The organism is Streptomyces sp. NPDC107538, from assembly GCF_055657445.1.
Genome location: NZ_JBVKAY010000025.1, coordinates 1 through 20,203, shown reverse-complemented (window position 1 = coordinate 20,203; position 20,203 = coordinate 1). Strand labels below are relative to the sequence as shown.

The 20,203-nt window shown below is 71.1% G+C and carries 13 protein-coding genes; 5 read left to right on the top strand and 8 right to left on the bottom strand.

Translation table 11 applies throughout. The features are described 5' to 3' along the window. Positions 1-170 precede the first annotated feature (170 nt). The 4 genes from ACZ7MG_RS42240 (at position 171) to ACZ7MG_RS42225 (ending at position 4,912) form a co-directional block, all read left to right on the top strand. The gene (locus ACZ7MG_RS42240) at positions 171-1,217 is read left to right on the top strand and encodes an ABC transporter substrate-binding protein (RefSeq protein ID WP_471395389.1); all 1,047 of its coding nucleotides are present in this window, start codon (positions 171-173) and stop codon (positions 1,215-1,217) included. 27 nt (positions 1,218-1,244) lie between these two features. Next, entirely contained in the window at positions 1,245-2,042 is a 798-nt protein-coding gene (locus tag ACZ7MG_RS42235; RefSeq protein WP_471395390.1) for an ABC transporter permease, read from the top strand. A 367-nt stretch (positions 2,043-2,409) separates the two neighbouring features. Then, the gene (locus tag ACZ7MG_RS42230) at positions 2,410-3,435 is read left to right on the top strand and encodes an AI-2E family transporter (RefSeq protein ID WP_471395445.1); all 1,026 of its coding nucleotides are present in this window, start codon (positions 2,410-2,412) and stop codon (positions 3,433-3,435) included. Between the two features lie 289 nt (positions 3,436-3,724). Then, positions 3,725-4,912 carry a sulfotransferase family protein gene (locus ACZ7MG_RS42225; protein ID WP_471395391.1) on the top strand — a complete coding sequence of 396 codons (1,188 nt, stop codon included), beginning with the start codon at positions 3,725-3,727 and terminating at the stop codon, positions 4,910-4,912. A gap of 61 nt (positions 4,913-4,973) precedes the next feature. Here the strand turns inward: ACZ7MG_RS42225 and ACZ7MG_RS42220 are convergent, their stop codons facing one another. The 5 genes from ACZ7MG_RS42220 to ACZ7MG_RS42200 form a co-directional block, all read right to left on the bottom strand. Next, the gene (locus ACZ7MG_RS42220) at positions 4,974-7,457 is read right to left on the bottom strand and encodes a carbohydrate-binding protein (RefSeq protein ID WP_471395392.1); all 2,484 of its coding nucleotides are present in this window, start codon (positions 7,455-7,457) and stop codon (positions 4,974-4,976) included. Between the two features lie 112 nt (positions 7,458-7,569). Beyond that, on the bottom strand, positions 7,570-8,397 hold the full coding sequence (locus ACZ7MG_RS42215; protein ID WP_471395393.1) for a carbohydrate ABC transporter permease: 828 nt from the start codon (positions 8,395-8,397) through the stop codon (positions 7,570-7,572). Beyond that, entirely contained in the window at positions 8,394-9,320 is a 927-nt protein-coding gene (locus tag ACZ7MG_RS42210; RefSeq protein ID WP_471395394.1) for a carbohydrate ABC transporter permease, read from the bottom strand. The genes ACZ7MG_RS42215 and ACZ7MG_RS42210 overlap by 4 nt, the downstream gene beginning before the upstream one ends. A gap of 2 nt (positions 9,321-9,322) precedes the next feature. Next, a complete protein-coding gene (locus ACZ7MG_RS42205) occupies positions 9,323-10,651 on the bottom strand; it encodes an ABC transporter substrate-binding protein (RefSeq protein WP_471395446.1) in 1,329 nt (442 codons plus the stop codon). A gap of 168 nt (positions 10,652-10,819) precedes the next feature. Beyond that, entirely contained in the window at positions 10,820-11,887 is a 1,068-nt protein-coding gene (locus tag ACZ7MG_RS42200; RefSeq protein WP_471395395.1) for a LacI family DNA-binding transcriptional regulator, read from the bottom strand. A 290-nt stretch (positions 11,888-12,177) separates the two neighbouring features. On the opposite strand from ACZ7MG_RS42200, the gene ACZ7MG_RS42195 reads away from it, so the two are divergent. Continuing rightward, positions 12,178-14,685: a glycoside hydrolase family 36 protein gene (locus ACZ7MG_RS42195; RefSeq protein WP_471395396.1), complete on the top strand. Its 2,508-nt coding sequence runs from the start codon at positions 12,178-12,180 to the stop codon at positions 14,683-14,685. Between the two features lie 94 nt (positions 14,686-14,779). Here ACZ7MG_RS42195 and ACZ7MG_RS42190 read toward each other — a convergent pair whose 3' ends face one another. The 3 genes from ACZ7MG_RS42190 to ACZ7MG_RS42180 all read right to left on the bottom strand — a co-directional run bounded on the left by ACZ7MG_RS42190 (position 14,780) and on the right by ACZ7MG_RS42180 (position 20,024). Next, positions 14,780-15,529, bottom strand: coding sequence for a glycoside hydrolase family 12 protein (locus ACZ7MG_RS42190; protein ID WP_471395397.1), 750 nt, complete (start codon positions 15,527-15,529; stop codon positions 14,780-14,782). Between the two features lie 236 nt (positions 15,530-15,765). Further along, the gene (locus ACZ7MG_RS42185; protein ID WP_471395398.1) at positions 15,766-17,778 is read right to left on the bottom strand and encodes a beta-galactosidase; all 2,013 of its coding nucleotides are present in this window, start codon (positions 17,776-17,778) and stop codon (positions 15,766-15,768) included. Further along, a complete protein-coding gene (locus ACZ7MG_RS42180) occupies positions 17,778-20,024 on the bottom strand; it encodes a twin-arginine translocation signal domain-containing protein (protein WP_471395399.1) in 2,247 nt (748 codons plus the stop codon). The genes ACZ7MG_RS42185 and ACZ7MG_RS42180 overlap by 1 nt, the downstream gene beginning before the upstream one ends. Between the last annotated feature and the right edge of the window lie 179 nt (positions 20,025-20,203).

Genomic DNA, 20,203 nt, shown 5'->3' with positions numbered 1-20,203 from the left:
GATCGACCGGTACGGCCGAGGGGATCGACCGGTACGGCCGAGGGGTTCGACCGGTGCGGCCGAGGATAGGGCGGCAGCTCCCGTGATCAACCGATGTCGCGGTGTTTGTTACATGACAACCCCGCCCGTGGTCTCGACAACTCCTCGCGGAGCGGCTGCACTTGCTGCACATGAGACGGACCCCGCGGTTATCCGCCGCCCTTCTGGCCGTCGTGCTGACGGCCACGCTCGGCTCGGCCTGTGGCTCCGACGACGACGCCGGGGGAAGCGGCGGCAAGGACGGTTCGGCGTCGGGCGGTGCGCCCGACAAGGTCACCTACCTCACCGGCTTCGGCACCTTCGGCCGGGAGGCCTACGCCTATGTGGCCCAGGAGAAGGGCTACTTCGAGGAGGCGAACATCAGCGTCGACATCCAGCCCGGCCAGGGCAGCGGTGTCTCGCTGGCCGCGCTCGCCGGAGGTCGCGCCCAGTTCGCCCCGATCGACCTCAGCAGCACGATCATCCAGCTCGGCGGCGGCAAGATATCGGGGGTGACGGCGGTAGCGGCCGTGCACCAGACCACGGATGCCGCGATCATGGCACTGGCCGACAGTGGGATCGAGAAGCCCTCCGACCTGGAGGGCAAGAAGGTCGGCGACCCGGCCGGTTCGGTCATCGGCGCCCTCTTCCCCGCGTACGCGAAGCTCGCCGGCTTCGACGCGGACAAGGTCGACTGGGTCAACCTGGAGCCGCAGCAGCTGGGCGCCAACCTCGCGTCGGGGTCGGTGGACGGGGTCGGGCAGTACCGGGTGGGCCGGCCCAACATCCAGAACGCGGTCAAGGGCGAGGAGGTCGTCGTCCTCCCCTTCGGCGAGTACCTCACCGAGTCCTACGGCGCCGCCATCACGACCACCACCGAGATCGCGAAGGACGATCCCGAGCTGGTGGAGCGCTTCACCACCGCCCTGTTCAAGGGCATGACGTACGCCGTCGACCACCCGGACGAGGCCGCCCGGCTGATGCACCAGAAGTTCCCGACGGTGAGCGCGGAGACGGCCGCCGCCGAGATCGAGCTGGTCGGCGCGGCCGTACGGCCGAAGGAGAGCGGGGCGCCGATCGGCACGATGGACCGTGCGCGGGTGGTCGGCGCGATCGAGGCGCTGGTCGACGCCGGGGCCGTCAAGGCGGGGCTGACGCCGGAGGAGCTGGTGTCGTTCGACCTGGTGCCGAAGTCCTAGCGGGTGGCATCCGGCCCGGGGAAAGCGGTGCGGGGCAAGACGGTTCGAGCGAAGGCGGTGCGGGGGCGGGTCGCGGTGGTGGGGTGGCCGGTGTGCGGGCTGGTGGTCGCCGTCGGGGGCTGGGCCCTCGCCGTGGCGGTGTTCGATCCGCCGGAGATCATCGCGCCGTCGCCCGCCGATGTGCTGGACGCCTTCCTCGGCGTACCCGGGTATCTGCTCGGCGAGGCGCTGACCACGCTGTATGTGATCGTCGCGGGGTTCGCGCTGGCCGTGGCCGCCGGGCTGGTGATCGGGGTGGCGATCGCCGCGTCCCGGACCGTGGAGCTGATGTTCGGCCCGCTGCTGGTCGCGTTCAACGCCGTACCGAAGGTGGCGCTGGCGCCGCTCCTTGTGGTGTGGATGGGGTTCGGCCCGCAGCCCAAGGTGGTCATGGCGCTGCTGGTCTGCTTCTTCCCGGTGGTCCTGTCGGTCGCCGAGGGGCTGACCTCGACCCCGGTCGAACTCGCGGAGCTGGCCCGGTCGTTGCGGACGTCCCGGACGCGGACGTTCCTGCGGTTCCGGTTCCCCGGGGCGCTGCCGCAGATCTTCGTCGGGCTGAAGGTGGCGATGCCGCTGGCCGCCGTGGGGGCGGTGATCGGGGAGTTCAGCGCGGGCGACGAGGGGCTCGGTTTCGTCATCGTGCAGTCGGGCGCCAACGCGGACACGGCCCTCGCCTTCGCGGCCGTCGCGCTGCTGAGCGTGATGAGCGTGGCGCTGTTCTCCGTGCTGGTGGTGGCGGAGCGGTTGCTGCTGCCCTGGGTGCGGGAGACCACGTCGCAGCGGTAGCGCGCCCCCGCCGGCCCGACCGGATCACCGTGCGCGGACCGGCCCGATGGCCGTGCGTGGACCGGCCCGTTGGCTGTTCGTCGGCCCGGTCTACGCTATGGCGCCACGGCCATCCCATGATCCTCAGGGGTGTGCGCGACCTCTGAGTGAGTGGAGTTGACGGAGGATGAACAGCCGTACGGGAGACTCTCGCGGGATCCGCGGGGGGCGGCGGGGCGGTGGCGGTGGGCCCGCGCGGAGGCGGGTGCACCGGACGCGGACGACGATACGGACCACCGGTGGATACGCGGAGGCGCCGCGGGCGGTGGCGCCGCTGGAACCGGTCGCGCCCCGGGGGTTCTTGCCGGGGCCCGCGCGGCACATAGCCGTGTGGAGCGCGCTGACGCTGCTGGTGACGGGTGTCGTCTATGTGGGCGTGTGGATCTGTGTGACGTTCCAGACGGCGGTCACCCCGGTGCTGATCGCGCTGCTCGGCACGGCGCTGCTGGGCCCGCTGTACCGGCGGCTGGTGGCGATGCGGTTCAACCGGTCCCTCGCCGCCGGGCTGACCTGCGCGGCCGTGATCGTGGTGATGGGCGGGGCCGCGTACATCGTGGTGGCCGCGCTGATCGACACCGGCGATCAGATCATCTCCTCGCTCAGGGACGCGGCGAAGTCGCTCAGCGAGGAGTTCGGGTTCGCGGGGACCTCGTTGGACGACCTCGCGAAGAACGCGAAGGAGTTGATGTCGAAGTTCGGCGGCACCGCGGCCTCCGGCGTGCTCACCGGGGTCAGCGCGGTCAGTGAGTTCGTCGCGATGGCGATCCTGGCGATGCTGCTGATGTTCTTCTTCCTGCGGGACTCCGACAAGGCGGTCGCCTCCCTGCACTCGCTCGCGCCGCGCGGCAGCGGTGACACCCTGGAGGTGATGGCCCGGCGCGCGTTCCGGGCCATCGAGGGCTATATGCGGGGGACGACGCTGATCGCCTTCATCGACGGTGCCTGTATCGCCATCGGTCTGCTGATACTCCAGGTACCGGGCGCGATCGGCCTCGGCGCGCTGGTGTTCGTCGGCGCGTACATCCCGTACCTGGGCTCGTTCCTGTCGGGCGCCGTGGCGATCCTGGTGGCGTTCGCCGACCGTGGTCTGGTGACGGCGCTGTGGGCGGTCGGCGTCGTCTTCGCGGTGCAGATCCTCGAAGGGAACGTGCTCCAGCCGATGATCCACAGCCGGACCGTGCAGATGCACCCGGCGGCGATCCTGCTGGCCCTCACTGCGGGCGCCTCCATCGCCGGCATCCTCGGCATGCTCCTGGCCGTGCCGCTCGTCGCGGCGGCCAGCGGGGTGCTGTCGGAACTGCGGACACGGTACGGCGACGGGCAGGGGGCGCACCTCCCTGCGGGCCAGGCATGACGCGACGGTCCCGGGGCTCCCGTGGGGCCCCGGGACCGTCGGCGGTTGACGGACAGCGGGGCGGCGGGCGGCGGGCGATGGACGGCCGTCGATGGACGGCGGGCGATGGACGGCGGACAGCGGTCGACGGGCGACGGGCGGCGGGCGGCGGGCGGCGGGCGATGGACGGCGCACTGCGCACTGCGGACGGTGACGCGTTCCGGGGACAAGTCCCCGTTTAGACTGGGGTCCCCGCCGGTTCGACGAGACGCGCGCTGCCGTCCGTCGCTCGCCCGGAAAGGACACATCCGTGCCCTCCACCCCGTCGGCCCTCGCCCTGGCCAACCTCCTGCTCCGGCCCACGCTCCGTTCCCGTCGCGATCCGGACCGGGTCTTCGAGCGGATCCTCGACAGGGCCGGGTGGGCGGAGGGTGACGAGGAGTTCCCGGACGGCTTCCGGTTCCTGCTGCGCGACTGGGCGGACGACCCGGAACTGTCCCCGGTCGGCTGGCAGTCGGCGCAGGCCCATGTGCGCCGGCATCTCACCAACCGGGCCCGGATCCGGCGGCTGATCGCCGAGAACCCGGCCATCGAGGAGGAGCGCGTCGAGCGGCCGGTGTTCGTGGTGGGTCTGCCGCGCACGGCCACCACACTCACCCACGGCATCCTCTCCCTCTCCGACGACCATCGCTGCCCGCGGCTGTGGGAGTTGCTCGCCCCCGGCCTCGAACCGTCGCCCGAGCAGCGGCGGAAGGCGATCACGTCGGCGCGCAGGATGCTCGACGGCACCCATCGGCTCGCTCCGCGCTTCCGTGAGATCCACCCGATGACCGCCGAAGGCCCCGAGGAGGACACGTTCCTGCTGCCGCACGCCCTGGTCCCGCTGTCCCAGGCCCAGCTGCCGCGCTACCACGCCTGGCACTTCGAGCGGGACTTCGTCCCCGACTACCGCCACCTCAAGCAGGCCTTCCAGGTGCTCCAGTACGGCCGCCCGCGCCGCCGCTGGATCCTGAAGTCCCCCTTCCACACCGGCAACCTCGACGCCCTGCTCTCCGTGTTCCCGGACGCCACGCTGGTGTGGACGCACCGTGATCCGGTGACCGCCGTCGCCTCGTTCTGCAGCCTGGTCGAGGTGGGCATGGTCCTCTCCCGCCGCACGGTCGACCCGCACCACGTCGGCGCCACCTGGCTGGACCTGCTGAGCCGTTCGGTACGGCGGGGCCTGGCCGTCCGCGCCGAACTGCCCCGCGAGGCCGTGGTGGACGTGCCGTACTCCTCGCTCGGCACCGACCCGGCCGCGGGCGCCCCGAAGCTGTACGCGGCCATCGGCGCCCGCTGGACCGAGGCCGACGCCGCGCGGCTCCCGGAGGCCGCCACCCACTCCAAGGGCAGCACACCTCACCGCTACGACCTGGCCCGCTACGGGCTGACCCGCGAGGGCGTCGAGGCCGAGTTCACGGAGTACAACGCGCTGCGGGTCGAGGTCGACCGGGCCTGAGACCGCCGACACGCCGGGACCCGGCCGCCGGGCCCCACCGGCGGCCGGGTCCCGTGCGTGACTAGCCGACGACCCGGCCCACCTCGATCCGGTCGATGTTCGGCGCCCAGGCGCCCTCGTTGCCGAAGGTCACCTTGTTGGTGCCCTTCCTCAGGTCGACGGGGACGCCCACGGTCCAGTAGTCGTCCCAGCCCCAGGTGTTCTTGAAGGTGACCGTGCGCGGGTCGCCGTCCCCGACCGTGATGTCCGCCGTGCGGGACATGATGTCGGTGTTGTAGGCGTGGCCGTTGTCGCGGCGGTCGTTGTGCGCGTAGTGGACGACCAGGACGTAGCGGCCCGAGGCGGGGGCGTTCACCGTGAACTCGGCGGTGCTGTCCGCGCTGTTGCCGAGCCACCCGATGTACGACCCGGCCGAGGCGTACGCGGAGTCGACGAGCTTGGCTCCGCCCGCGAGCGTGGCCGAGGCTCCGTCGAAGGCGAGGGTGCCCGTGGTCGAGCCCGCGCCGGTGACGTCGAGGGCGCGGAGTGCGGTGTGCTTGGCGGTGGCGGTGATCCGGTTGTTGCCCGCGACGAGGTAGAGCCGCAGCGGCCGGTCGGGCACCGCGGCCACCGACTGCCCGTGCAGGGCGAGCTTCACCGGCGCCGAGGCCCGGGGCACCACGCGGTAGTAGCCGTCGCGCGGGGCGTACACGTCGAAGACCGCCTTGTCGCCGGAGCGCAGCACGAGCGCGCCGGTGCCGGTGCCGGCCGAGGAGGAGTAGTCGTACGACGGCCTGCCGCTGATGTCGGCGAGGGTGGCCTCGTAGGAGGCGGCGGGGTCGGCGGTGCGGGCGGTGAGGTCGATGCGGTCGAGGGTGACCTCGGTGGCACCCTTGGAGAGGGTCAACTGATGGGTTCCTGAGGAAAGTTGAACCGTCAGGTCCTTCTTCGCGCGGTAGGTCCAGTTCTCGGTGGAGGGGTAGGTGACGGTGACCGGGTCGCCGCCGTCGACCGTCAGCTTCTGGGTGGCCGGGGTCCCGGACTGGTTGCCGTAGAGGATCGCCAGGTCGTAGGTGCCGTCCTTCGGGACCGAGACGGTGAAGTCGACCTTGCTGCCGGGCTGGTTGAGGGAGCCGACGTCCTTGGTGCCGGAGGCCGCGTAGCCGTTGGCGTTGCTCACCGTGCCCTGGGTGTAGACCTTGCCGTCGGTGATCGCGGCGTCCTCGGCCTCGTAGGAGGCGGTCCAGGGGACGGACGGGGTGGTGGGGGTGCCGTTGCCGCCCGGGGTGAGGACGATGCGGTAGGCCGACATCTTGTGCTGGCCGCGCAGCGGGACCGTCACCGTGCCGTCGTCCGCGATCCGCACCTTGGTACGGCTGAGGACGCGCGGGGTGGCGTGCTGACCCTCGTAGCCGGACCAGGCGGCCTCGGCGACGGTCGCGGTGACCGTGCGTCCGAAGAGGGAGCGGGGGACCTTCTGGACCACGACGTCCGTGTCGCCGGCGGAGCCGCCCAGCAGGACCTGGGCCTGGCGGCGGGAGGTGTCGAGGGAGGCGAGGCCCTGAAGGGTGTCGACGGTGTTGGCCTGCGGCGGCGTGACCTTGACGGTGTCCCCGGTCAGGCCCGCGTACCAACGGAACAGCCACCAGCCGCCGTTGGGGATGTTGGAGCGGACGACATTGCCGTCCATGTTGCCCGCCGCGTCCCAGTAGGCCTGGTTGGCGTACACCTTGTTCCGCTCGAACATCGAGACCCACTGGACGAGTTGGCCGGGGACGGAGAGGTCACGGCGGTTGGCGTACTCGTCGATGTTGATCTTCAGCGGGGCTATGCCCGCCGCCCGCTCCAGGGCGCGGTAGTCGTCGTAGTGGCCCTGGAAGTCGCGGAGCGAGCCCGAGCCCAGTTCGTGCCAGGTCATCACCTGGGGCAGGACGTTCTCGCGCTTGGCGAAGGCGAGGAAGTCCCGCAGCAGGCGGGTGTGGTACGCGGCTTCGTTGGGTCCGGCGATGCGTGCGTCCGGGTCGATCGCGCGGATGCGCTCGTAGACCGTCTTCCAGTCGCGGAAGAAGCGGTCGCGGTTGATCTCGTACTGCGCCTGGTCGGCGACGTCGAGTTTGTACCAGATCTGGTCGGGCTCGTTGAACGGGATGTAGACGAAGCGGTCGCCGTTCGGGTCGGCCGAGACCTCCTTGACGATCTTGTCGACCTTGGGGAGGTAGTCGTCGATGCCCAGGTCCTCGTACGGCCACTTGGCGTAGATGTCCTGCATCATCACGTTGATCTCGCCGCCGCCGTTGCGGAAGAACGACTTGGAGACGGTGAGCGCGTCGCCGTTGGGGTGCTGGGCGCCGCCCTCCGGCTTCTGCGAGATGCTGGTGATCTTCAGGGGTGCGAGGGCCGCGTCGCTGGGCACCCCGTCGTCGCTGAGCCCGTACAGCGCGCCGTTGGCGCCGTGCATCACCGGGCCCTCGGAGGCGGAGAGATCGACGGTGAGGCGCTGCGGATCGGCGGCCGAGGCGGCTGCCGCTGTGGCCGATCCGGTGGCGGGGAAGGTGCTGCCTGCCATGACGGTGACTCCAAGTAGTGCTGTGACCAAGGTGGTTCTCGTACGGGACCTGGTGCGGGTCCGGGTGCGGCTTCTCGTGCGGGTGGGGGTGATCACGCGGCTGGACCTCCGGTCATTTGACGGCTCCACTGGTGATTCCGGACACGATCTTTCGCTGGCCGACGAGGAAGACGGCGACCATCGGCAGGCTCATCACCACGACGTACGCGAAGACGAGATGCCAGTTGTTGAGGTAGAGCTGGGCGCTCGCGACCTTGTAGAGGTTGAGCGGGAGGGTGGCCCGGTCGCCGCCGCCGAGGACGAAGAAGGCGTAGAAGATGTCGCTCCAGGCGTAGAGCATCACCATGATCGTGGCGGTGGCGATGACCGGCCGGAGCAACGGGAGGACGATCCGCGCGAAGATCCGGAACGGCTTCGCGCCGTCGATCCGGGCCGCCTCCTCAAGCTCCATCGGGATGGCGCGGATGAAGCCCGTCATGAAGAAGATCGAGGTGGAGAGGTACATCCCCGTGTAGACGGCGATCATTCCGGGCCGGGTGCCGGCCAGTCCGAGCTGCCGCAGCTCCATCACGATCGTGATGACGGCGGGCGGCAGCAGCAGTCCGCTGATGCACAGCGCGTACGCCGCCGAGACCAGCTTCGACTTGCGGCGGGCGAAGACCCAGGCGGCGCCCGCGCCCAGGAGCAGCACCAGGACCACCGAAGGGACCACGACCAGCAGGGAGTTGAGGAGGCCGCGCAGCATCTCGCCCTGGGCGACGGCGTCCTCGTAGTTGCCTGCGGGCTGCCAGTGTTCCGGCAGGTCCAGGTTCGGCCTGATGGCCTCCGCCTGCGGTTTGGCGGAGGTGACGAGGACCAGCCACAGCGGGACGCCGACGGCGAGACCGGCGAGGAGGAGGACGAGGGCCGGGCGGCCGTAGCGCCACAGCACGGTGCTCACAGCAGCTGCTCCCTTCGGCGCAACCCGATGACCAGCGGAATCGCGACGGCGACCACGACCAGGAAGAGGACGAGGCTCATCGCGGAGGCCTGTGCGTACAGGCCCTGTCCGAAGATCCGGAACATGTAGATGTTGAAGACCTCCGTGGAGGCGGCCGGGCCGCCGCCGGTCGTGGCCTGCACGATGTCGAAGGTGTTCATGGAGCCGATGAGCGCCGTGGTGACGTTGAAGGTGAGGGCCGGGGCGAGCATCGGCCAGCGCACCGACCAGAACGTCCGCCACGGCCCGGCCCCGTCCATCCGCGCGGCTTCGAGCATGTCGCCGGGGATGCCCTTCAGGCCCGCCAGATAGATCAGCATCGACAGGCCCATCCACTTCCAGCCGTGGATGAGGGTGACGACGACGAGCGTCCAGGTCGTCGAGCCCAGCCAGGGGATGTCCGTGCCGAGCAGGGAGTTGACGGCACCGTCCTGGTCCAGCAGGGCCTGGAAGACGTACCCCGTGGCGAGGGCCGAGATGAGCACCGGCAGGAAGAACGCGGCCCGGAAGAACCGGTTGAAGCGGGTGTCGTCCTCCAGCAGCAGCGCCAGCACCAGCCCGAAGACGTTCTGGAAGACGGCCGCGAGCAGCGCGTAGAGGAGCGTGGTGCGGATCGCGCGGAGGAGGGTGCCGTCGTCGGCGATGGTCGTGAAGTTGTCGAGGCCGGTGAAGGCGATGTCCGGGTGGTAGGAGGACCAGTTGGTGAACGGGTAGTAGAAGTTGAGCAGGTTGGGCACCAGGAAGAAGCCCGCGAAGACGACGATCGCGGGGAGCGCGAACCACCAGGGGTGGTGCACGGCGGCGCGGGGCAGTCGCCCCACGCTCTTGGGCGCGCCTGGCGCGGGCTCCTGCTTGCGCGCGCTGCGTACGACAGTGTCCACCATGGCTAGAACCCGGGTGCGCCCTGGGCCTTGGCCACCTGCGCGAACTGGTCCTGGATGGCCTGGGCGACCTGCTGCGGGCTCTTCTTGTCGAAGAGCATGTCGGCGAGGTAGAGGTGGGTGTCGGGGGCGACGATCGCCTTGGCCTGGAAGACGCCGATGGCCGTGGGCAGGGCCGCGACCTGGGCTTTCGAGGCCTCCGGGAGGCCGTCCGGGGTGGGCACGGAGGGCTGTACGGACGGGATCTTCATCGTCTTGATGTAGTCGGGGTAGTCGGGGCCCAGCCAGAAGGCGAGGAACTGCCGGGCCGCGTTCTGCCGCTTCTCGTCACCGGTTCTGAAGGCCACGACCCCGTTGGTCTGGTCGGGCGAATACAGGCCGGTGGCCGCCGAGTTGGCGACGGGGAACCAGCCGATCTTCTCGTCGATCTCCTTCGTGGAGTACTTGGCCTGCAACTGGCTCTGGAAGGAGGTGACGTTGAGGACCATGCCGGCCTCGCCCTTCCACAGCGCGTCGGCCTGTCCGGTGAAAGTGCCGGTGCGGTAGTTCTTCTGGGCGAGCCCGGCGTCGAGCAGCTTCTCCTTGTACTTCTTGATCGCGCCGACGACGACGGGGTCGGTCCACTTCTCCTTGTTCGCGTTCAGGTCCGCCCACCACTGCTGGTCCAGATCGGTGAGCTGCACCTGCATCTGCCACTGGAGCGGCCACTTGTCGCCGCCGGCCTCGTAGAAGGCCGCCGCGTCGGTGCCGTCGACGACCTTGTGACCGAGGGCGAGCAGTTCGTCGTACGACTGGGGGAAGTCCTTCTCCGCGATGCCTGCTTCCCGGAAGACGTCCTTGTTGTAGTAGACGCCGAGCATGGCGGGGCTGGTGACGATCGCCGCGTACCGCTTGCCGTCGATGACACCGAGCGACTTCTCGGTGTCCCCCAGCTTGGAGACCCACTCCTCGCCGTCGAGGGTGAGGAGGTTCTGCCGGGGCTGGACGAAGGGGAGCGTGGAGACGGACGGCTGCCAGAACATCAGGTCGGGGCGGTCGCCGGAGGCCAGCTTCGTCGGCACGTTCGACTCGTACGGGTCCGGGACCGCCTGGGTCTCCACCTCGGCGCCGGTGGCCTTCTCGAACGCCTCGACGACCTGCTTCGGCGCGGTCACCGTGTTCTGCGCGGTCCACATCGTCAGCTTCACACCGTCGAGGCGTGCGGTGGGGTCGACGGCCGTCCGCTTCGCGTCGGCGTCCGCGCCGGAGGCCCCCGCCGTGGGATCGCTGCACGCGGTGGCGGCCAGACCGAGGGCGCAGACGAGGGCCAGCGCCGGGAGAGCTCTTGTCTTCATCGCGTGCGTGTTCATCGCGTGCCTGATCATCGCGTGCCTTTCGTGAACGGGTGGTTCAGGGCAGGGCAGGGCAGGATGCGGAACAGGTGTGCCCGTGACGGGAGTCGGCGGTCGTGAGCGGGGGCGGCGGTCGCGAACGGGGATGGGGACGGGGACGGGGGACGGCGTTCAGGCCTTCGTGCCGGTCGCGGGCGGGGCGGGCCGCGGCGCGGGCGGTGGGCCCGCGCTCTCCCTCACGACGAGGTGCGGTACGGAGACGGGGTGGGGGGCGATCTGTGCGGACTCCTCGACCACCCCGTGCAGCAGGGCGAACGCGGCCCGGCCGAGGCCGGTGAAGTCCAGGCGTACGGTCGTCAGGGACGGGGTGAGATAGGCGGAGTGCGGGGCGTCGTCGAAGCCGACGACGCTCACCTCGCCGGGTACGGACCGTCCGGCCTCGTGCAGGGCGCGCAGCACACCGAGGGCGAGGTCGTCGTTGCCGCAGAGGATCGCGGTGACCGCCGGGTCCCCGGCCAGGGCGAGTCCGGCCGCGTGACCGCCCGCCGGGCCCCAACTCCCCTGCACCGGGCGGGATTCGGGCGCCCCCGCCTCCTTGAGCGCCTGTTGCCAGCCGGTGGTACGGGCGCCGGTGCGGCGGGTGCTGGACGGGATCGCGACATAGTGCACCGTCTCGTGGCCGAGGGAGAGCAGATGCCGGGTCGCCTCGTAGGCGGCCTCGCGGTCGTCGGTCCACACCCAGGGGCGGTCGCCGCCGGGCGGGGTCGCGGGGGTCTCGACGACGCCGACGACCGGGAGCGTGGTGGGGACCGCGTCGAGGGCGGCGACCCCGGCCGGGTCGTAGGCGATCACGATGAGGCCGCCGCCCGCGTCGGAGGCGCGCTGCACCTCGGCGGCGACCGCGGCCTCGTCCGCCGATTCCAGGACGCCGATCCCGACCGCGTACGAGGCCGCCCGCGCCGCCTCCTCGATGCCCTGGAGGATCGAGGCGTAGCCGTAGTGCGTGGTGTTCGCGGTCAGCACGGTCACGGCCCGGGTGCGCCCGCTGGCCAGCGCGAGCGCGGTGGCGTTCCGCCGGAACCCCAGCTCCTCGATGGCCGCCTGCACCCGCTCCCGCGTCGTGTGCTTGACGCTGGGGTGGCCGTTGATCACCCGGGAGACGGTCTGGTACGAGACACCGGCGGCCGTCGCGACGTCTCGGATGCTCGCCGGGCGCCTTGTGTGACCGGTCACATTCATGCCAGGATTGTGACCGGTCACACAGGGGTCGTCAAGAGTCCGTGCCGAGAGATTCACGGACGGGCGGGTGGGAGAGGGGAAGCGACTTGGACTCTAGGGGCTCGTGGGGCACATGGGGCACGTGGGACTCGTCGGACTCAAGTGCGAGCGATTTCGGCGGCAGCGACGGCACGTCTGACGCGTCAGACGCGTCAGACGCGTCAGATGCAGGAGATCGCCTCACGGACGGTGCCGGTGGTCACCACCGCGTCGCGTCGGGCTTCACTTGGGGTCATCCGGCGGTCGAGAGCGTGTTCGCGACGGCCGCCGACGGGACGCTGCGGGTGGTGCGGCTCGGGCCGGCCGGTGACACCGTCGATCCCGAAGTCGCGCTGCCGCTGGTCGAGTTGACGGCATTCGGGTACGGGAGCGGGTGGTCGGGGCCGCGGTTCACGGGGACGGCGTTCGGGGGGCGGCTGGAGTATCGGGGGCACCGTAGCGAGACTGGTGACGGTGGTGAGGGTGGTGGGGGCGGTGGAGGTGGTGAAGACGGTGGGGGCGGTCGCTGGGAGCGGCTGACGGTCGAACTGCACGACGCCGACAGCGGGTTGACCGCGTTCGCCGAGCTGTCGTCTCCCGTCGGGGTGGCCGTGCTCCGGTCGCGGGTGCGACTGCGCAACGACGGTGCCGGGCCGATCGTCGTCCAGTCCGTCAGCAGCCTCCTCCTCGGTGGGCTCCCCTCCGCCGACCTGCTCGACGTGCACCGGGCGCGCAACGACTGGCTCGCGGAGTGCCGTTGGTACGCCGAACCGCTGCGGGCCACGGTCGCGGACATCGGCGTCGACGCCCATCAGCACGACAGCCGGGCGGCGCTCTCCCTCACCGGGCGCGGGAGTTGGCCCAGCGACGGGCATCTGCCGATGGGGGCGCTGACGGAACGGGGCGGTCGGGGCCGGGCCTGGGTGTGGCAGGTGGAGTCACCGGCCGGCTGGCGCTGGGACCTGGGGGAACGGGCCCATGGCACCTACCTCGCGGTGAACGGCCCCACCGATGCCGAGCATCAGTGGCGGGTGCGGTCGGCACCGGGCGAGGAGTTCACGACAGTGCCGGCGGCGCTCGCCTTCGGGACCGGGCTCGACGAGGCGCTGGGCAGTCTGACCGCGTACCGCCGGGCCGTCCGCCGCCCCCACCCGGACCACGAGACGCTGCCGGTCGTCTTCAACGACTACATGAACACCCTGATGGGCGACCCGACCACGGAGAAGCTGCTACCGCTGATCGACGCGGCGGCGGACGCGGGCGCCGAGTACTTCTGCATCGACTCCGGCTGGTACGACGACACGGCGGACGGCGGCTGGTGGGACAGCGTCGGCGAGTGGCTGCCGTCAGCGCGCCGCTTTCCCGAGGGAGGGGTGGTTGGCGGGAGTCGGGCGGGGGTTGGAGCCGCAGGTAAAGGCGAAGCCGGAGGTCTTGGCGGAGCCGGAGCCGGAGCCGAAGGCGAAGCTGGAGCCCTAGGCGGAGCCGGAGTCAGAGGCCTAGGCGGAACCGGAACCGGAACCGAGGCTGGGGAGGGTGGCGGGGCCGACGCCTCGGCCGGTGCCGCGGAGGTCGGGAGGCCCGAAACACCGGGCCGCGCCGACGCCTCGACCCCCGAACGCAACCGCACCGCGGCACAGACCGAGACCGGGGCTGGACAAGGCGCCGGACCCGGCGGTGAGGCTGTGGGCCTCGTCGGAGGCGGTGGTGACGCTGTGGGACGCGTCGGTGCCTCGGCCGATGGTGGGATGCGGGCCGTACTGGAGCGGATTCGGGAGCGGGGCATGGTGCCCGGGCTGTGGCTGGAGCCGGAGGTGGTGGGGGTGCGGAGCGCGGTCGCTGCGGAGCTGCCGGATGAGGCCTTCTTCCAGCGGGACGGGGTGCGGCTGGCCGAGCAGGGGCGTCACCAGCTGGACCTGCGGCACCCGGCCGCCCGCGCGCACCTCGACAAGACGGTGGACCGCATCGTCGGCGACTGGGGCGTGGGCTACCTCAAGCTCGACTACAACATCGTGATCGACCCCGGCACCACCGCCCCCGGCGACCTCTCCCCCGGCGCCGGCCTCCTCGGTCACGCCCACGCCTACCTGGACTGGCTCTCCGCCGTCCTGGACCGTTACCCGCACCTCGTCGTCGAGAACTGCGCCTCCGGCGGTATGCGCATGGACGGCGCCACCCTCGCCGTCTCCCAGCTCCAGTCCACCAGCGACCAGCAGGACCCCCTCCGCTACCCCCCGATCGCCGCCTCCGCCCCCACCGCCGTACCCCCGGAACAGGGCGCCGTCTGGGCCTACCCCCAGCCCGAGTACGACGACGACCTGATCACCCTCACCCTCGGCGGCGCCCTCCTCGGCCGCATCCACCTCTCCGGCCACCTCGACCGCATGACGGACCATCAACTCGGCCTCGTACGCGAGGCGGTGGCCACATACAAGTCGATCCGCGGCGACCTGGCCCACGCGGTGCCCTTCTGGCCGCTCGGCCTGCCCGGCTGGACGGACGAGTGGCTGGCGCTGGGGATGCGCGTGCCGGGCCGGGACGGGCGGGCCTACCTCTCGGTGTGGCGGAGGGGTGGTGAGGCCGAAGTGTGCCTCCCGGTCCCACACTTGGCGGGCCGGGGCGGCGCCGTCCACACCGAGATCCTGCACCCGTCCGCCGCCCGGACGGACGCGGCGGCGGCAACCTGGGACCCGCCCACCGGAGAACTGCGCGTCACGCTGCCACGCACCCCCGGCGCGCTACTGATCCGCCTGACGACGGAGGCGCACCCGGAGGGGACCTAGAACGACCCGAGCCGGTGCCGCGTGGGGGTACGGCACCGGCCGGGCTTGCGTTCTCCGCCTTCGGAGTTACCTACGGTTCAGCAGCCGTCGAGCGTCAACTGCTGCTGACCGTCAGGTTGTTGGTGACGAAGTCCAGGCCGCCGGAGGACGAGGTGACCTCGAAGCCGAACTGCACGTCACCGATGGTCTCGTTGCCCATCCAGCCCTTGGTGTCCTTGATCCACTTGAGGATGGGGAGGATCTGGACCGTGCCGGAGTTCGAGTCCGAGGTGCGCAGGAACGAGAAGACCTCGTTGGCCCCGTTGCTGCCCTTGTAGACGCTCCAGGTGTGACCGCCGAGTGTCACATTGCCCTGCGCGGTGCCGAGCGGACCGACGGCCCCGTTGTAGTTGACCCAGAGCATGATCTCGTAGTCGTAGTCCGTGTCCCAGATGTCGTACGACGAGTTGTACGCGCCCGACGACGGGACCGTGACGTTGTAGCTGCTGTTGAGCGAACCGAGCGAGGTGATCGTCTTGTTGATCACCTTCTTGGAGTTGGGGTACGACTTGATGCCGCCGGTGTTGGGGTGGTTGGCCCAGACCCCCCAGTTGGTACCGGAGTTGGCCCAGATGCACTGGCTGCCGGCGCCGGAGCCCCAGATGTTGTTGTAGAGCGTGTAGCCGTTCAGGTTCGTGTTGCCCCACTGGTCGCAGGAGTTCCAGACGGCGGCCGAGGCGGGGGCGGAGGCGAGACCGACGGTGGCGCCGAGCGCGAGGGCGGGGGCGAGCAGGGCCTTGCCGATCCGGCCGAGGGTGCGGGGACCCGTGCCGGTCCCGGTGCGGGTGCGGGTGCGTAGTGCCATGGGTGTCGTGTTCCTTCCATGGGTGGGGGGAACTGCGTGTGGGGAGTGCTACCGCGGCCCCGGGGTGGGGACGCGGTCTTCTCCGGCGCCGAGGTGGAGCGGGACGAACGGTTCGGTGCCGGGGGAAGTCCTGGATCCGAACGGTTCGGCGCCGGAGGAAGTCGTGGGTTCCGCGCGGCGGGTCCGGGTGGGGCGGATCGCCGCGGCCCGTATGCCTCGTACGGCCATACGGGTGATCATGGTTTCAGCACCGCCACGCCGTACCGGCCGAGCGACAGCGTGTCCGTGACCGTCTCGCCCGTGAGCAGGTCGCGGTGGGTGCCCGGGACGTCGACGGTGACCTCGTCGCGGCCGTGGTTGAGCACGAAGAGCACGTCGCCGCGGCGCACCGCCTCGACCCCGTCGGGCAGTCCGTCCAGCACCGGGCGCACCCCGGCGTCGGTCGCGATCCGTGCCAACAGGGCGCGCAGCGCGGCGGGTTCGGGCAGCGTGGAGACGTACCAGGCGCGGTCGTTCCGCAACACCGCCGGGAGTCCGTCGAGTTCACCGCCCCGGTACACGAAGGGCACGGCCTCGGCCGTGTCCGCGGCCGCGTCCGCCGCTTCGATCTCCTCGGACCACAGCGTGCCCCGGATGGTCCCCGAGGGGCCCTCGCACTCGACCGTCTCCCCCGCGTCCAGGGGCCACCACTCGTGCAGAGTGCGAATGCCGAAGAGGTCGCGGAGCCGTGTGTCCATGCCGCCGGGGCGTACGCGGTCGTCCTCGTCGGCGACGCCGGTCAGGAAGCCGCTGACCAGGGTGCCGCCCCCGCGTACGTACGCGAGGAGGTTCTCGATGGCCGCGTCCGTGAGCAGGTAGAGCTGCGGGACGACGACGAGCCGGTACGGGGAGAGGTCGTGCTCGGGGTGGGCGAAGGCGGTGGTGAGGTGCGACTCCCAGAGCGCGCGGTGCCAGGCGCGTACGACCTGGGGGAGGTCGACCTCGGACGACAGCCGGCCGTCCTGGGCACCGGCCCACCAGGAGTTCCAGTCGAACAGCACTGCGGTGTTCGAGGCGATGTGACGGCCGGTCACCTCACCTCCCACCGCCGCCAGTTCAGCGCCGAGCTGGGTGATCTCCTGGTAGGTCCGCCCCTGTTCGCCCGCGTGACCGACCATGCCGGAGTGGAACTTCTCCGCGCCCTGCCGGGACTGCCGCCACTGGAAGTAGCAGACGGCGTCCGCGCCCCGGGCGACCGCCTGGAGGGACCACAGGCGGTTCAGGCCACGGGGCTTGGGGTGGTTGACGCCACGCCAGTTGACCGGGCCGGCGGCCTGCTCCATCAGCATCCAGGGGCCGCCGCCCGCCTGGGAGCGCGTCATGTCCTGGACCAGCGCCCCGTTCTGGGCGCCGAACGGGTCGCGCGGATCCGGGTAGATGTCGACCGAGACGACGTCCTCCTCCTCGGCCCACCGCCACGCGTCCTGGCCCACCCACAGCGGCATGAAGTTGGTGGTGACCGGGAGGTGCGGGGTGTGTCGGCGGACGATGTCCCGCTCGATGACGTAGCACTCCAGGAGCATGTCGCTCGTGAAGCGTCTGAAGTCGAGCACATGGGTGGGGTTCTTCATGTAGTGGGCGCGGCGGGGCGGGAGGATCTCGTGCCAGCCGTCGTAGCCCTGGCTCCAGAAGGCCGTGCCCCAGGCCTCGTTGAGCGTGTCGAGGGTGCCGTACTTCCGCCGGAGCCAGTCGCGGAAGGTGGCCGCCGCCTCGTCGCCCCAGTCGTAGGTGCAGTACTCGTTGTTGATGTGCCACATGGTGAGCGCCGGGTGGCCGCCGTAGCGGGCGGCGAGGTCCTCGGTGATGGCGGCGGCGTAGCGGCGGTAGGTGTCGCTGGAGTGCGAGAAGTGCTGGCGGGAGCCCCACCACTCGATCTGCCCGTTCTCGTCGCGCGGCAGCGTCTCGGGGTGGAGGCGGCCCATCCACGGGGGCGGGGAGGAGGTGGGGGTGGCGAGGACGACACCGATGCCGTGGTCGCCCATCAGGTCCATGAGCCGGTCCAGCCAGCCGAACTCCCGTGCTCCCGGGCGGGGTTCGAGCTTCGCCCAGGAGAAGACGCCGAGGGTGACGGAGTTGACGCCGGCCTGCTTCATGAGGCGGACGTCCTCGTGCCACACCTCCTCGGGCCACTGCTCGGGGTTGTAGTCGCCGCCGAAGAGGATCCGGCCGCGGGTGGCGTCCGCGAGCGAGGGTCCGGTCGGCCGGGCCATCAGACGGGCTCCCCGTACTGGATGCCGCGCCCGTTCGTCGCCAGGTACACCCGGCCGTACACGCGCGGGTCGCCGATGACGACCTCGCCGGTCCAGCCCCACTGGTGGGCGTCGTCGTTGATACGGGTCCAGGTCTTCGCGCCGTCGTCGGAGCGGTACACGGCGGTGATGGTCTCGGTCGAGCCGACCTGGTAGACCGCCGGGTAGTCGGCGCCCGGGGCGGCTTTGCCGAAGCCGAGGGTGTACGAGGCCCAGCAGCTGTCGAGCTTCGCGAAGGTCGCCCCGCCGTCGGTGGAGCGGTACAGCCCGTTCCACTTCACGCTCAGCCACAGGTCACCGGACCGGCCCGGGGCGGCGACCAGCTTGAACTGGCTGTCGCCGGACGGCAGTCCGCCCGCACGGGCCGTGAACGAACGGCCACTGTCAGTGCTGGCGTATAGCGTTCCTGTGTCGGTGTCGTACGCGTAGAAGAGCGTCGGGTCGGCCGGGTCGGCGACCGGCGTGGCGCCCTTCGGGAAGGAGGAGATCTCGGTCCAGGTCGCGCCGTTGTCGGCGGAGCGGTGAGCCGCGTACTTCGTGCCGTCCCAGTGCACGAAGGACCACAGCAGCGCGCCGCCGTCGGCGCCCACGGCGATCGGCCCGGGTGCGTTCTTGGCGATGTCGGGCTGGGCCGCGAAGGGCGCCCAGGTCCGGCCCCCGTCGTTCGAGTACGCGCCGTTGCCGTGGTCGCCCCAGCCGGTGCGGACCACGTACGACGGCTTCGCCGCGGCCTGTGCGAGCCCCGTCGCCGACCCGAACACGGGGTTCGACGCCATGCCGCGCGACGGGGACGCCGTGAGCCGCTCGTGGTACATCGTGCCGATGTCCCCGAGACCGCTGATCAGGTGCGCCTCCCCGGCCGGAGGCGAGATCAGCTGGCGTACGGACGTCTCCTCCAGGCCCCGGATCTGCGGCGCCCAGCGCTTCAGGTCCCGGGTGCCGTAGAGGGTCGCGCCGGTGCCGTACACGAGGTGTTTCGAGTCGAACGGGTCGAGGGCGAGCGCCTGGATCCACCAGCCGAACTTGGGCTGGTCGGCACCCCACTTGAGATAAGGAGTCTCGGATACGTCGAAGACAGCGGAGTCCTTGAGGGACGTCCAGGTACGGCCACCGTCGGTGGACCGGAACACGGTGTCGATCTCGGCCCAGCGGTTGTTGGTGGACACGACCACCGTGCCCGGGCGGCGGGCGTCGACGTCGACCCCGCCGTAGCCGAAGGTGTCGGCGCCGCCGTCGCTCGTCGTGCCGCCCGGCTTCACCGGGGTCACGTCGGTCCACTTGCCGGTGGTGGTGCGGAGCTTGTGCACACTGCCGTCGGACTGGCCGTTGGGGCCGGGGGCGTTGGCGTACGTCACGTACAGATCGCGGGAGTGCCGGTCGTACGCGGCGCGGATCGGGACCTTGGCGGAGGTGCCGGTCGGGCGGCCGGGGACGGCTTCCCAGGTGGTGCCGTCCTTGGTCCGGAACAGGTTGGCGGAGGTGCCGTCCGCGTCGCCCCAGCCGGCGTAGAGGGTGCGTCCGGCGGCGACGAGCAGGGTGACGCCCTGCCCGGAGGCGCTGGGCGTCGCCGGGAAGCCGGTCGCCGGGGCCCAGGTGGCGCCCCGGTCCGTGGACCTGAGCAGGCCGTCGTGTCGGGTGCCCAGCCAGAGCGTGTCGCTGTCGCGCGGGTCGACGAGGAGGCGCTCGCCCGCGCCCCGGCCGTCCTCGTTGGCGCCGAGCTTCACGGTGAGGTCTGTACGGGTCCAGGTCGTGCCCCGGTCGTCGGAGCGGAGGATCGCGCCGTTGCCGGCCCAGGACTGCGCGTAGGTGCCGAGGGCGAGGTAGAGCCGGTTCGGGTGGGCGGGGTCGAGGGCGATCGCCTCCACACCGAGGAGGTTCCAGTCGTCCCAGCCGAGGTGGTCGGTCAGCGGGGTCCAGCGGGCCCTCCGGTCGTCCCAGCGGTAGGCGCCGCCGATGTCCGTTCGGGCGTAGGCGAGGCCGGGTCTCGCCGGGTGGAAGAGGATGCCGGTGACGAAGCCGGTGCCGCCGATGACGGCGTTGCGCCAGCGGTACGTGGTGGCGCCGGGGGTTGTGGAGTGGGCGTCGGCTGCGGTGGGCTCGGCTGCGTGGGCCGGGGGGCTCAGCGTGGGGAGGGTGGTGACCGCGGTGGCCGCCGTGGCCGCCGTTCCGGCGAGTAGGGTGCGGCGGCTTGGCTTGGGGGTGCGCATGACATACCTCGATCTGCGGGGAGGGGGTGCGGGGTGGGTGCCTAGTAGCTCGGGGGTGCGGGTCGCGTCGGCGGGTGCGGGTGAGTGGGGCTTCTCGCGCAGTTCCCCGCGCCCCTTAAGGGCCTACGGCCCTTTCGGGCCGAAAAAGCACGGGGCGCAGCCCCTGCTTTTTCAGGGGC

Excerpts from the sequence above, each read along its gene's own strand:
- ACZ7MG_RS42220 (WP_471395392.1), bottom strand. The coding sequence starts at position 7,457 with ATGGCAGGCAGCACCTTCCCCGCCACCGGATCGGCCACAGCGGCAGCC.
- ACZ7MG_RS42190 (WP_471395397.1), bottom strand. The coding sequence starts at position 15,529 with ATGGCACTACGCACCCGCACCCGCACCGGGACCGGCACGGGTCCCCGC.
- ACZ7MG_RS42240 (WP_471395389.1), top strand. The coding sequence starts at position 171 with ATGAGACGGACCCCGCGGTTATCCGCCGCCCTTCTGGCCGTCGTGCTG.
- ACZ7MG_RS42180 (WP_471395399.1), bottom strand. The coding sequence starts at position 20,024 with ATGCGCACCCCCAAGCCAAGCCGCCGCACCCTACTCGCCGGAACGGCG.
- ACZ7MG_RS42205 (WP_471395446.1), bottom strand. The coding sequence starts at position 10,651 with ATGAAGACAAGAGCTCTCCCGGCGCTGGCCCTCGTCTGCGCCCTCGGT.
- ACZ7MG_RS42210 (WP_471395394.1), bottom strand. The coding sequence starts at position 9,320 with ATGGTGGACACTGTCGTACGCAGCGCGCGCAAGCAGGAGCCCGCGCCA.
- ACZ7MG_RS42185 (WP_471395398.1), bottom strand. The coding sequence starts at position 17,778 with ATGGCCCGGCCGACCGGACCCTCGCTCGCGGACGCCACCCGCGGCCGG.
- ACZ7MG_RS42200 (WP_471395395.1), bottom strand. The coding sequence starts at position 11,887 with ATGAATGTGACCGGTCACACAAGGCGCCCGGCGAGCATCCGAGACGTC.